This window comes from Ruegeria sp. CDSA241, from assembly GCF_059611265.1.
In genome coordinates this window covers 63,938-76,361 of sequence record NZ_JBXWPF010000002.1, presented here as the reverse complement: position 1 = coordinate 76,361, position 12,424 = coordinate 63,938, and the positions used below count along the sequence as shown (strand labels likewise).

Genomic DNA, 12,424 nt, shown 5'->3' with positions numbered 1-12,424 from the left:
GACGCTTAATGGATATTCGGGAAATGCGGGACAGGGGATTTGTCGTCACACCGATGCTCAAAAGTGACTTCGAAGACCTGCACCTTGCAGCCAGCGATCCGTTGATTTGGGCCGGGCATCCCGCCAAATCCCGCCATCAGAAAGAAGTTTTCGCCCCTTATTTCGATTTTCTGTTGAGCGCAGGTGGGTCAGTGACAGTACGCGAAGAGGCGACAGGCCGGGTCATCGGGTGCTCTCGCTATTATGAGCCTCCCGAAGTTCCCGGGGGCATCGGCATCGGATACAGCTTTATCACCCGTGATCACTGGGGCGGAGCCAGCAATCGGGCGATCAAATCGCTGATGGTAAATCAGGTGTTCGGCGAACTGGATGAGGTCTGGTTTCATATCGACCCAACCAACTTGCGATCACAAAAAGGGACCGCGAAACTTGGGGCGCGGTACGTTGATACCCGGCAACTTGTTCTTGGTACCGGGGCTGGGCAGTGGATGCGTTGGGTATTGACGGAAAAAGATTGGCAAAAACATGGGGTAAAATAATACCTATTTTGTAATACATTGTTTTTGCTAAGTTAAAACTGATTTGCGTGTATTGACCCGCCTTTCGCGTGGGTTTAAACCCCATCCATCGAATTCGGACCGCTCCGTATGGGGGCGGTCTTTCACATCAAACAGGACTATCCTGCCATGAAAACCTTTTCTGCAACACCTGCAGACATCGACAAGAAATGGATCCTGATCGACGCCGAGGGCGTTGTTCTGGGCCGTCTTGCCTCGATCGTCGCCATGCGTCTGCGTGGCAAGCACAAGGCGTCGTTCACCCCGAACATGGACATGGGCGACAATGTCATCGTGATCAACGCTGACAAAATCCAGATGACCGGCAAGAAGCGCGAAGAGAACTTCTACTGGCACACTGGCCACCCGGGCGGCATCAAGTCGCGCACCAAGCAGCAGATCCTCGAGGGCAAATACCCCGAGCGCGTCGTGACCCAGGCGGTCAAGCGCATGCTGCCGGGCAACCGCCTATCGCGTCAGGTTATGACCAACCTGCGTGTTTATGCCGGTGCCGAGCATCCCCATGAGGCGCAAGCGCCCGAAGTTCTGGATGTTGCATCCATGAACAAGAAAAACACCCGGAGCTAATGACCATGGCTGATCAGATCAATACTCTCGAAGAGCTGAGCGCCGTAGCAGGCGTTGAAGTTGTGGCCGAAGAAGTCATCGTGCGTGAACCCGTACGCGACGAACTGGGTCGTGCCTATGCCACCGGCAAGCGTAAAGACGCTGTTGCCCGCGTTTGGATCAAGCCGGGTTCCGGTAAGGTCACCGTGAACGGCAAAGACCAGGACGTGTACTTTGCACGCCCCGTTCTGCAGCTGATCCTGCGCCAGCCGTTTCAGGTTGCCGGCGTAGAAGGTGAGTTCGACGTTGTTGCAACCGTCAAAGGCGGTGGCCTGACCGGTCAGGCCGGTGCGGTCAAGCACGGCGTCTCGAAAGCGCTGCAACTGTACGATCCGTCGCTGCGTGGCGCACTGAAAGCCGCTGGTTTCCTGACCCGCGACAGCCGCGTTGTGGAACGTAAGAAATACGGTAAGCGCAAAGCGCGTCGTTCGTTCCAGTTCTCCAAGCGTTAATCGCTGGCACGAACCTTCAAGACTGTTTCAAACGGCCGCACAATGTTGCGGCCGTTTTTCTTTTGTTGATTGGGATTTGGTTTGCCGAATCTGTTTTCGAACTCAGCCAGCTGCTTTGGTTTCGATCAGCGGGGCCAGAATCTGGAACATGAAATCAGACAGAACCCTGTTGCCGTCGGCATTCAGATGACCATCGTATCTGAAATACAGATCTTTACCTGTGGAGCTGTATTCTTCGGTGAGGTAGGGCAACGCTTCGTGCCACTGAAATCCTTGCTCGGCCACCACACCCTCCATCAGGCGGTCGGGTAGGCCGGGATCAACCTCGGGATCAGAAGATGTTTTTGCGGCCTGGAGAACCTGAAACAACTGTGGGACAGACACGACCACAAGCTCGGATCCCTGCGACTGCGTGAAGGTGGCCATGCGGGTAAACACCTGCTTTGTCGTCTCGACTTTGGCCTGAAACAGCTCGCTCATCGGGGTGGTGAAAAACGCCTTTCGCGGCGTCATCAGGTACAGTTGGGTATAGCTCTGATCGTTGGCCATCAGCATTCGCTTTAACATCGTGACCGAGTGCAGCGAGGATTTCTTGATATTCCCGGACCCCACAACCGAGCTGACATCGCTGTAAGCGACATCAACGCCATCAACGGTCCGAATAGGCTCATTTGCAAACATATCGTTGGGAAGAAAGGTCACCAGCACAATATCGGGGTTATATTTTTCGCTTAACCGCTCAAGATACAGCGCCTGTTGAGATGTGTTATATCCCGGCACGCCTGCGTTGATCAGCTGCACAGACATGCCTTCATCCAGGAATTTCTGGGCCAAAAGTTCAGGCCAGATATTGCCCAGCTCGTTTGAAGCGCCGAAGGTAAATGAATCCCCCAGCAGCAGGATCTTGATGGTGCTTCCATCGTCTGCGGCATTGGCTGGAAAACGCGTTTCACGAAACCCGTTTTCGTCGACTTTATACTCGACCGTGAACTCTGGTGCATTGATGGCGACGACAGTGTTTGGCCTGTTCGTATGCCCGACGACCGGGTCCTTCAATCCAAGTGGACCACCCTCTGGATATGTTGTCAGAACGCCTTGTGGTGACAGCCAACGGATGCCCAGCTCCACACCAGCAAGAAGCGTTGCAGAGATCATCACGATGATCAGAAAGTTCAGAATTTTTGACCGCATTTTTTATCTAACTACCTAGAATACCATTTACTGAATTGGTCCCGTTTTCGTGGTAATGACGAGGACGCACAAAACACATTTCTGAATGTTGAGATTAACAGCCCGCACACGTCAAGCGTGAGACGAAAAGAAAGTCGCTCCAACACGGATTTGTCAGTCCGTTTCACGTCCTAAAGCCTGTTGAGCCAAAGTAAGGAATTTCTGCCGAGTCTGGTCGATCTTTCGTTTATTCAGGCTTGGGAACCACCTGCGAACTGGGATCGCCTGCTTATTTCCGAAACTGTCTATCCAGACCCATCGTCCTGAGCTGTCGGCCAGCGTCTGATAGACGATGTTGCCGGGGTTCTGGTTACTGACCAAAACGTTCTCTTTGACCAAAATATCAAAATGCGCGTTCAACGAATCCAAGTGATGCGGCTTAAGGCGACGGCTTTGGACCAAGCCAATAAGGCTGGGCGATAGCTGTCCGTCAGGCTCGGAAATCCGCTCGTACATAAGCGCCAGACCCAGGTCCGTCTGAACCACACCTCGCACCTCACATACGGGGATAGGGGCAGCGGATTTCTGGTGACGCACCATAAGATCAAACGACTCGTGAAACTCGCGCAGAAATCCTTTGAACGCCGTCGAGCGTCGAAACATCCGATCAAACCAGGTATCCGTCACAAGATGAGCTTCGTCATCTATCGTCTGAGGTTGCGGGATCTTCAGCAGAGTGTCCGGCAGATCAGGGTGTTGATAGACAAATTGCCGATTACCCTGCGCGATGATCTTACGATCTTTCAACGACAACAGATTTTCGATTCGAGTTTTTTCCATTTGGCTTAACTATAGCGGTTTTGCATTGGAACCAATTATCCGCAGGTGGATAGCTCAAAACAAAATGAAAAAGCCGTCCGTATTGGAACGGACGGCTCGTGGTTTCTAACGCCTGAATGCTGATCAAACTCTGTTTTTCAGTCGTTACTCTTCGTGGACCAGCTTCCAAGCACCGTTTTCAACAACGCTCACAAACACCGTATCGGCACCTTGGTGGTCGTCCGGCGAAAACGAGATGTGGTTTCCAACCAGTTCGTCGTTGTAGTCGAGTGTCTCCATTGCAGCGATGAAACTGTCATGAGTCAGATCGGGGCCGGCGGTTTCCAGCGCCTTAACCATCATTTCAGCCGCGGAATAGCCCAACATCGCAAATCCAACGGGGTCTTCGCCTGTTGCAGCCTTATACTCTTCGATGAAGGCTGCAGGGGCCGGTTGATCCGCGCGGGCCCACAAATCCAGCCATGAGGCGGCGGCATAAAAACCATCCGTTACGCCACCCGGCACCTGGGCAACGACGGTTAGGAAGCTGGCTGATGTTCCCAAGAATTTCATATCCGTTAGACCCATCTTTTTGGCGGTGCCAACCACAGAGATCGCCTGCCGAACGCCAAGGGCCATGGTGACGATGTCGCAGCCTTCATCTCTGAGCTTGCTCAGAGAGCCCACGAAATCGGTCTCATCGGGCTTGTGGGTGGTTTCTGTGACAAAACCGATCCCAGCCTCTTCGGCACCCGCCTTGCTGCCTTCCAGAATCTCCTCGCCGAAATCGGTGGGCAGATACATGGTGCAGACTGTTTGCGATCCGAATTCGCCGGCCAGATAGTTCACGCCAACACGCGCCTGATCGAAATAGGTGGAAAAGGACGTGAATTTGTTGCGCACTGGTTCTTGCAGCATTTTCTGCGACGACGTCAAAGGCGCGACATTCGGAATGCCCTTGGGATCCAGCAGTTTGAATCCGGCCAGGTTCATCGGCGTACCCAGAGATTGCAACATCGCAAACACCTTGTCGCGGTTCAGCAACTTGTTGTAGCCCTGCATCGCGCGCGGCATCTGATAGCCATTATCCTCAACCACAAAACGGATGGTCCGACCGTGAACACCACCTGCAGCGTTTACGCGGTCGAACACCACATTGGCGCCTTTGGTGGCTGGGACACCAACGGCGGCGAAGATACCGCTCAGATCATTGACCGACCCGATTACGATCTCATCATCCGTAACACCCTGTGTCTGAGCGCTGGAGAGTGTCGCGACAGCCGTCAATACTGTGGCAGCGGACAGCCGTTTAATCAGATTCCTCATTATAATCCTCCCTTTGGATAACGTTTTGTCTAATTGTACATGTCTTCAATAAGATGTTCGTGTTTCTTTTCCACAAAGCTGCGCTTGAGCTTCATTGTGGCCGTCAGTTCGTCATCATCTGCCGTCAGCAGAACATCTATCAGGCGGAAATCCTTGATCTGCTCAACCCGTGCGAAATCCTTGTTTGCGGCACCAACTTCGTCTTTGATCTGGTCCCGAACCTCGGCGGAGGCACAAAGAGAGGCGAAATTCGAGAAGGGAACCTTTCGATCCTGCGCAAATTTCTCCACGTTTTCCTGATCAATCATGATTAGTGCAGTCAGGAACTTGCGCTTATCGCCAATTACAACTGCGTCCGAGATAAAGGGGCTGAACTTGAGACGGCTTTCAATCTCGGCCGGGGCTATATTTTTGCCGCCCGCCGTGATGATAAGATCTTTGAGGCGACCCGTAATGGTCACGAAACCGTCTTGGTCGATCTCGCCCATATCACCAGTACGCAACCAACCATCGGCAGTGAAAGTCTCGGCTGTTTTGGCGTTGTTTCGCCAGTAACCCTGAAAGATGTTCAACCCTTTAAGCTGAATCTCTCCGCCTTCGGAAATACGGACGTCATTGACCGGCACAGCCTTTCCAATGGTTCCGATCCTGTTGTTTCCAAGTGTATTCAATGTCGCCAGGCCCGATGTTTCGGTCATACCAAAACCTTCGACCAGAGGTACACCAATGGCCCAGTACCATTTCAGCAAGTCCGCCGAAATCGGAGCGGCGCCGCTTCCACCGCGCCGCATATTGTCCAACCCCAGCATCCGGCGCAGGTTACGCAGAACCAAACGGTCCCAAAGCCAGTACTGCGCGGCAACACTGGCCGGGACCGGCTTGCCCGCCAGGATATATTCGGCACGTGCCAGACCCGCCTTTACCGCCATTCCAAAGGCCGCGCGCCCGGTCGAGGTTGCATCCTGGGCCATGATCTGAACCTGAGAATAGATCTTTTCCCATATACGCGGGACCGCCGTAAACGTCGAAGGAGAAACCTCTTGCAGATTTGCGAAAACAGTCTCGGGGCTTTCGGCAAAGTTGACGACAGATTTCGTTGCCAGCGGGAAATATATGGAAACATCACGCTCGAGGATGTGGCAGAGCGGCAAAAAGCACAGCTGTTCATCTGTTTCCAATGCGGGCAAGGAATGGGCGCCGGCTTCGATTGCGGCCAGGATGTTCTCGTGGCTCAGCATTGCGCCTTTTGGCATGCCGGTCGTGCCGGACGTATAGACAAGAAGGGCGGTATCCTGCGGGGATGCAAGCGCGATTTCGGCGTCAAAGCGGTTCGGCTCTTCACGCTCGGTTTGCTGACCTAGCTCATAAAGATCGCCGATCAACATGCAGCGGTCATGGTCCAGGTCATGCAGACCTTCATCCTCAAGGATGATAACCTTCAAAAGATTGGAAAGATCACCTTCGACCTCAAGGAACTTGTCCAACTGCTCTTCATTTTCGACCACCAGAAAACGGCTGTCACTGTCATTGATCAGATATTTCAGTTGCGCGGCCGAATCCGTCGTATAGATGCCCGAGGCGATCCCCCCGACGCCCTGAATGCCCATATCGAACCAAGCCCATTCTTTTCGGTCCTCGGACAGGATCGATACGACCTCACCGCGTTTCAAACCGAGCTTTTGCAGGGCGAGGCCTATCCATTTCGCGTGCTGCCAGTAATCCGTCCAGGAATAGGATTTCCAGATACCGAAATCCTTTTCACGATGCGCCGTACGCGCGCCCAAATTGGCACAACGCTTTTGAAATAGTTGCCCGATGGTTGTGCATTCATCTACATAGACAGGTCGCTGACCGGGATTTGCGTTGTACTGAACACCGTTGATCATGATCTGAGAGGGCAGGGTGCTTATATTCATGCTGCTCACCTCCACGTCTTCTTGCGTTTCCAGCGGCGGTTTTCACGCGCACCTTCTTCCTGCACGCCCAGATAGAAATTCTGGATATCTTCTGACCGCATCAGTTCATCCGCAGCGCCATCCATGACAATGCGCCCAACCTCCATGACATAGCCGTGATGGGCCAGTTCCAGCGCAGCATTGGCGTTCTGTTCAACCAGCATCATCGTCATGTTCTGTTCATCATTCAGGCGCTTCAGGATTCCGAAAATCTCTTGCACAAGCAAAGGAGACAGGCCCAGCGAGGGCTCGTCCAGTAACATTATCCTTGGATTTGCCATCAATCCCCTCCCGATTGCCAACATCTGTTGTTGGCCTCCGGATAAGGTCCCCGCCTCTTGATTGCGGCGTTCTTTCAGGATCGGGAAGTATGAAAAAACCAGATCGCGATCCTGATCAATTTGCCCCCGGTCCGACGAGGTATAGGCCCCGAGACTCAGGTTCTCATCCACGGTCAAAAGGGGGAATACTTCGCGCCCTTCGGGTACGTGGACGACGCCTTTCTGCACAACTTTATGTGGCTCGGCCCCTTGAATTTCGACCCCGTCAAAGCTGATCTTGCCCTTTTCTGGGTCCATTACGCCGGACACGGTTTTCATCAATGTAGTCTTGCCGGCCCCATTAGCCCCAAGGATCGACACGATTTTACCCGGATGCACATCCAGCGACACGCCCCGGATTGCCATGATTGGCCCGTAAAAACTTTCGACATTGCGAATGGTCAGGATCGGATCGCTCATGACACTTTCCCTAGATAGGCCTCAACCACTGCCGGGTGTGACTGTACCTGCGCAGGGGTTCCCAGTGCGAGCATTGCCCCATCCGCCATTGCAAGGACCCGATCCGAGACGCCCGAGACCAAAGCCATGTCATGTTCGACCATCAGCACCGTAATCCCCATCTGCCGCCGGATATCATCTATCCACCAGCGCATATCGGTCGTTTCCTCGACCGACAGCCCCGAGGCCGGTTCATCCAGCAGTAACACCTTGGGATCGGTGGCCAGGGCGCGGGCAACTTCAACCACTTTGCGCACACCGTAAGGCAGGCCGGATATCATCTTGTCGCGATAGGCCTGTAGATCAAGAAAATCTATGATCTCTTCCACATTTTCACGGTTTTCGATCTCTTGCCGCCGGGCCGACGGCAGAAACAGCACCTCGGATAAAAGTTTTGTCTTGCGGTGCCGATGACGCCCGACCAGCAGGTTCTGCAGAACAGTGGCGTGTTCGAACAGTTCGATATTCTGAAACGTCCGCGCAACACCAAATGCTGCAACGCCGGACGGTTTCACCTGCAGCAAGTCATGCCCGTCATACCGGATTGAACCCTCTTTTGGTTCATAAAAGCGCGAGATCAGATTGAAAACGGTCGATTTACCCGCGCCATTGGGGCCGACTATGGCAAAAACCTCGCCGTCTTCGACCGAAAAGGACAGGTCGTTCACAGCCGTCACGCCACCAAATTTCAAAGTGACATTCTTAAATTCAAGCAGGCTCATCTCAGACGCTCCGTCTTGAGATAGGATTTCTGACGTTTGAACATGTCCTTGCGATAGAAGGGAAACAGTTCGAACCATGTCCGGATCTTCAGCCAACGTCCATACATCCCCATGGGTTCAAATAGGATAAAGGCGATCAGGATTATGCCGAAGATACCAAATTCCAATCCCGGAATTGCGACGGTGCTGCCCCCGAAAACTGCGCCGACATACTCTTTTGCGATCGACAAAAATTGCGGCAGAAACCCAATGACGACAGCACCCAGGAATGCCCCGTGGATTGAGCCCAGACCACCGATCACGATCATCATCAGCAACTGAATTGAAATTAGGACGCTGAATGTCTCGTTATTGAACGCGCCCGAGAACATCCCCATCAGAGCGCCCGCCCAGCCAGTCACAGCGCAGGACAGGGCAAATGAGATCATCTTGGTCTGCGCAATATCAACACCCATCGCCTGGGCCGAGACCTCAGAATCTCGCACGGCGATGAAACTGCGCCCAAGCGGTGCGCGCAGCAGGTTGATATAGCCCAGAGTGACCAGAACCGCGACTGCAAGCACCAGCCAGAAGAATTGGACCGGCGTAGCCCAGCGATCGACCATGAATCCAAATATCTCGACCCCGCCGATATATTTACCGGCGACCCCGCCGGTGATCGGCTCGGCCAGGACAATCACGTCATCCATCAGGATCGACAGGGCCATGGTAAAGATTGCCAGGTAGATACCGTGAAGGCGCAGGGCCGGGATAGCAACGGTCACCCCTGCTATCCCGGTCAGGATACCGGCGATCGGGAAGGCCAGCAGGAATGGCAAGCCTGCCTCAATCAAGATGATATTCGCATAGCACCCAAAGGCCAGAAAAGCCGCATGCCCAAGGCTGACCTGTCCGGTATGGCCGGTCAGTATCATCAACCCAAGACCTGCAATCGCCCAGATCAGAACATTTGTCAGCTCACCCAGATAGAATGCGTCCAACCACCACGGAGCGGCGATCACGACGCCTAGAAGGATCAGGTATAGGCTCAGTTGATACCGGTCTTTCCAAGGCCGGATATCTTGCATGTAACTGGTCTTGAAAATGATCCGCATGGCTTAAACCTTTTTGACCCTAACTTGGCTGAACAGCCCATTGGGGCGAAAGATCAGGACAGCCAACAACAGTGCATAAGGTGCAATCTGACTGTACCCAGCAGCGATATAGCGACTGGCAAACGGTTCGATTACGCCAACGATCAAACCTCCGGCCAATGCTCCAGGTAAACTTCCGAATCCGCCAATGACCGCAGCGGCGAAGGCCTTAATGCCCAGAAGTCCGGTTGCCGGGTCCACGGATCCTTTGGCGGCAAACAAAATGCCTGCGATACCCGCAACCACGCCGGCCAACGCCCAGATGAAACCCTGCACACGTTTTACCGGGATTCCCATATAATAGGCCGCCAGCTGATTTTGTGAGGCACCCTGCATTGCAAGCCCAAGCTTGGTGCGACTGAAGAACTGGTACAGCCCCCAGGTCAGCAGAACGGTAACGACAATAACCGCCACGTCCTCCATCCCCAGTACAAGGTCACCAAAGCGCACTTCTTTTCCGGCCAGTGGATTCTGCAGCGTCTGCGGTTCGTGCCCCCAAATCAGACCAGCGACAAATCGGATTACAAAGCCCAGGGCGATGGTCAGAATGACCACAGCCGTCTGGCTTTCCCCGAAAAGTCGCCGAATGATCAACCGGTCCAGCAAGTACCCCAGCACGCCCATGATCCCCAACGAGATCGGCAAGGCCAGCCAAAAAGGCAGCCCTATATATTCGGCATTTGTAAGCCCGATGGTAACAAAGGCGCCCAGCATCATGAGGTCACCCTGTGCGAAATTCACTGCCTCGGTCGCCTTGTAAATCAGAACAAATCCGAGCGCGATCAGCCCATAGACACAGCCATTCGCCAGCCCGCTAATCAGCAGCTGCGCATTATCCAAACTCACCTCCCTATACCGGTTGCTCCGGGTTCATTTAGATCCCGGGCCTCCTCCTTAGCCCAGGGTTTGTACTACTATGGCGTGATAATTACCTTTCCGTCACTCTTTTGCAGTGCATCAACCAGCCCGGACATAACATTTTTTAATGTAAGCTTTTCAGAAACATCTGTTTTCCAACGCCCGTCCGCAAAGCGGGCCTGAACCTCGGCAACGACACGTACCACATCTTCGCGAGGCGTCGCTGTCATCCATTGTGTCAGCCAAAACCCTTCGATTTTCTTACCCATAAAGATGAGCTGTCCCGTCTGCGTTAGTTTGGGCAGTTCAGGGCTGAGCTTGCCATAACACACCCAGCGCGCACCTTTCGGCATCGCACAGAAAATCTGTTCGGAAATCTGGTCGGCGACGGCATCCAGAAAGACCCGAGGTTTAAGCTCTTTGCTAAGCGCTGCGAATTTCTGCAGCATGTCGGGGTCTGATGTCACCAGCACCTCATGCGCGCCCAGCTCTTTCAATGCAGCAACGGTCTCAGCGCGTCTCACGATTGCAATCGGCTTGAGCCCAAGATCGCGACCGAGGCTGCACATAAGCTTGCCCAACTGACTGGTTGCGGCAGATACGATAAAAGCATCTCCGGCCTGACGCGCCAGATCGACCATCGCCATGGCCGTCATCGGGTTCACAATCTGTGCTGACCCATCGTCATCCGAGATATCCGGGCGCAGTGGAATACACATTTGTGCATCGGTCAGAGCGTACTCGGCCCAGGCACCGGAATGAGTGGCCATGAATGCCACGCGCTGTCCCTGCAAACCCTCGGCTCCGGCACCGGTGGCGACGACGTCTCCACATCCCTCAAACCCGGCCGGAGATCCCTTTACCCTAGGCTGCCCGTATTCACCCTTGATAAAATGCAGGTCGGACGGATTAACCGATGATGCCCTCAGGCGGATCAGAACCTGTCCTGAGCCCGGCTCGGGCACAGGCATTTCCGTTTCGGCCAGCCAATCAGACGCATTTTGGATGTTGGGACCAGTGGCTTTGCCCGAATACCCATGATGAGTTTGAACGATCGCAAACATGGAAGAAGGAAGGGGGGTCATGAGCGTACCTTTTCTGAACGATAGGAAACTGTCGGGTCCTGCTTGACTGCATCAAACCAACAATTTCGAAAATGATGGCCATGATCGACATCAACCGTGGCATATGTGTTCAGATCAGCCAAGCAAATGGCCAAAGGCGCGTCAATCGAACTATTCTTTGACGTAGGGAAAGACCGCCTGTTTCGGCGGTCTTTCTAATTCTTACTGACCAGTCAACAGGGCCTGAAGTTCCTGAATTTTCAGCGCGATTGTTGCAGGTGAGGCTTTGATATCATCGAGAATACCAACCGCTTTTACCTTCAGTTCTTCTGCCAGTGTGCTTTCCTGAACTGAGGCAACCATGGCGTCATAGTCAAAGTTATCAACACTCATAGCGCCGCTCTCAACCCAGGAATTCAGCAGCTCTTGCCCCTGGTTGGTGAGGGCAGCGACCTCTTCTCCAGCCTGATCGGCCAACTCAGTCGCTGTTTCACCGGCTTGAGTGGCTAGGTCAGACGCGGCTTCGCTGGACTGTTCGACGATTTCAGCCGCCTGTTCCGTAACGGAAGACGCAGCTTCGCCAGCCTGTTCGGTAACCGATTCTACGGCTTCAGACACGGCGTTTCCGGTTTCTTCAGCGGCGGCTTGCGGCTGTTCGACCGGAGCGGCAGGTTGATTCAGATAGTAATAGATTGCGGCGCCAACGCCGGCGACGACGACCCCTAGCAAGATTATACGCGACATGGGATTCTCCTTTGAAATATGTGTCGCCGAGATGGGGGGAAACTAGCGGACTGGAAAGGGGAATTCGTGGAACATCCTATCAGAACAAGGGATTGAGCCAGTGTACGCCGATCTGGGCCGATCCCGTGGCAATAACACGCCAACGTTGAACAACCAGTGGTCGAGATGCCATTCTTGTCAACCGACCCACAGGGTCGCACGGATGCCTGTTCAGCAGG

General features: G+C 53.8%; 13 protein-coding genes. 3 read left to right on the top strand and 10 right to left on the bottom strand.

Translation table 11 applies throughout. The annotated features are described in order from the left end of the window. The first annotated feature begins 8 nt into the window (after positions 1-8). The 3 genes from AC2FJV_RS02450 to rpsI all read left to right on the top strand — a co-directional run bounded on the left by AC2FJV_RS02450 (position 9) and on the right by rpsI (position 1,636). Positions 9-539 carry a GNAT family N-acetyltransferase gene (locus tag AC2FJV_RS02450; protein WP_496688045.1) on the top strand — a complete coding sequence of 177 codons (531 nt, stop codon included), beginning with the start codon at positions 9-11 and terminating at the stop codon, positions 537-539. 147 nt (positions 540-686) lie between these two features. After that, the gene (rplM, locus tag AC2FJV_RS02445) at positions 687-1,145 is read left to right on the top strand and encodes a 50S ribosomal protein L13 (RefSeq protein ID WP_113790645.1); all 459 of its coding nucleotides are present in this window, start codon (positions 687-689) and stop codon (positions 1,143-1,145) included. 5 nt (positions 1,146-1,150) lie between these two features. Then, positions 1,151-1,636: a 30S ribosomal protein S9 gene (gene rpsI, locus AC2FJV_RS02440; protein ID WP_271947073.1), complete on the top strand. Its 486-nt coding sequence runs from the start codon at positions 1,151-1,153 to the stop codon at positions 1,634-1,636. Between the two features lie 102 nt (positions 1,637-1,738). On the opposite strand, the gene AC2FJV_RS02435 is transcribed toward rpsI, so the two are convergent. The 10 genes from AC2FJV_RS02435 to AC2FJV_RS02390 form a co-directional block, all read right to left on the bottom strand. Further along, positions 1,739-2,827, bottom strand: coding sequence for an SGNH/GDSL hydrolase family protein (locus AC2FJV_RS02435; protein ID WP_496712481.1), 1,089 nt, complete (start codon positions 2,825-2,827; stop codon positions 1,739-1,741). Positions 2,828-2,980: 153 nt separating this feature from the next. Beyond that, the gene (locus tag AC2FJV_RS02430; RefSeq protein ID WP_496712479.1) at positions 2,981-3,646 is read right to left on the bottom strand and encodes a YrbL family protein; all 666 of its coding nucleotides are present in this window, start codon (positions 3,644-3,646) and stop codon (positions 2,981-2,983) included. Positions 3,647-3,790: 144 nt separating this feature from the next. Next, positions 3,791-4,951: an ABC transporter substrate-binding protein gene (locus AC2FJV_RS02425; RefSeq protein WP_496712477.1), complete on the bottom strand. Its 1,161-nt coding sequence runs from the start codon at positions 4,949-4,951 to the stop codon at positions 3,791-3,793. A 29-nt stretch (positions 4,952-4,980) separates the two neighbouring features. Further along, positions 4,981-6,867, bottom strand: coding sequence for an AMP-dependent synthetase/ligase (locus AC2FJV_RS02420; RefSeq protein ID WP_496712475.1), 1,887 nt, complete (start codon positions 6,865-6,867; stop codon positions 4,981-4,983). Positions 6,868-6,872: 5 nt separating this feature from the next. Continuing rightward, positions 6,873-7,646: an ABC transporter ATP-binding protein gene (locus AC2FJV_RS02415; protein ID WP_496712473.1), complete on the bottom strand. Its 774-nt coding sequence runs from the start codon at positions 7,644-7,646 to the stop codon at positions 6,873-6,875. Beyond that, positions 7,643-8,407, bottom strand: a complete 765-nt coding sequence (locus tag AC2FJV_RS02410; protein WP_281994626.1) for an ABC transporter ATP-binding protein — start codon at positions 8,405-8,407, stop codon at positions 7,643-7,645. Before AC2FJV_RS02410 ends, AC2FJV_RS02415 begins: the two co-directional genes overlap by 4 nt. Further along, a complete protein-coding gene (locus AC2FJV_RS02405; protein ID WP_281994625.1) occupies positions 8,404-9,501 on the bottom strand; it encodes a branched-chain amino acid ABC transporter permease in 1,098 nt (365 codons plus the stop codon). The genes AC2FJV_RS02410 and AC2FJV_RS02405 overlap by 4 nt, the downstream gene beginning before the upstream one ends. A gap of 3 nt (positions 9,502-9,504) precedes the next feature. Next, the gene (locus tag AC2FJV_RS02400) at positions 9,505-10,380 is read right to left on the bottom strand and encodes a branched-chain amino acid ABC transporter permease (protein WP_496712467.1); all 876 of its coding nucleotides are present in this window, start codon (positions 10,378-10,380) and stop codon (positions 9,505-9,507) included. A 74-nt stretch (positions 10,381-10,454) separates the two neighbouring features. Next, positions 10,455-11,483 carry a zinc-binding dehydrogenase gene (locus tag AC2FJV_RS02395; RefSeq protein WP_496712463.1) on the bottom strand — a complete coding sequence of 343 codons (1,029 nt, stop codon included), beginning with the start codon at positions 11,481-11,483 and terminating at the stop codon, positions 10,455-10,457. A gap of 201 nt (positions 11,484-11,684) precedes the next feature. Next, entirely contained in the window at positions 11,685-12,206 is a 522-nt protein-coding gene (locus AC2FJV_RS02390; RefSeq protein WP_281972111.1) for a hypothetical protein, read from the bottom strand. Between the last annotated feature and the right edge of the window lie 218 nt (positions 12,207-12,424).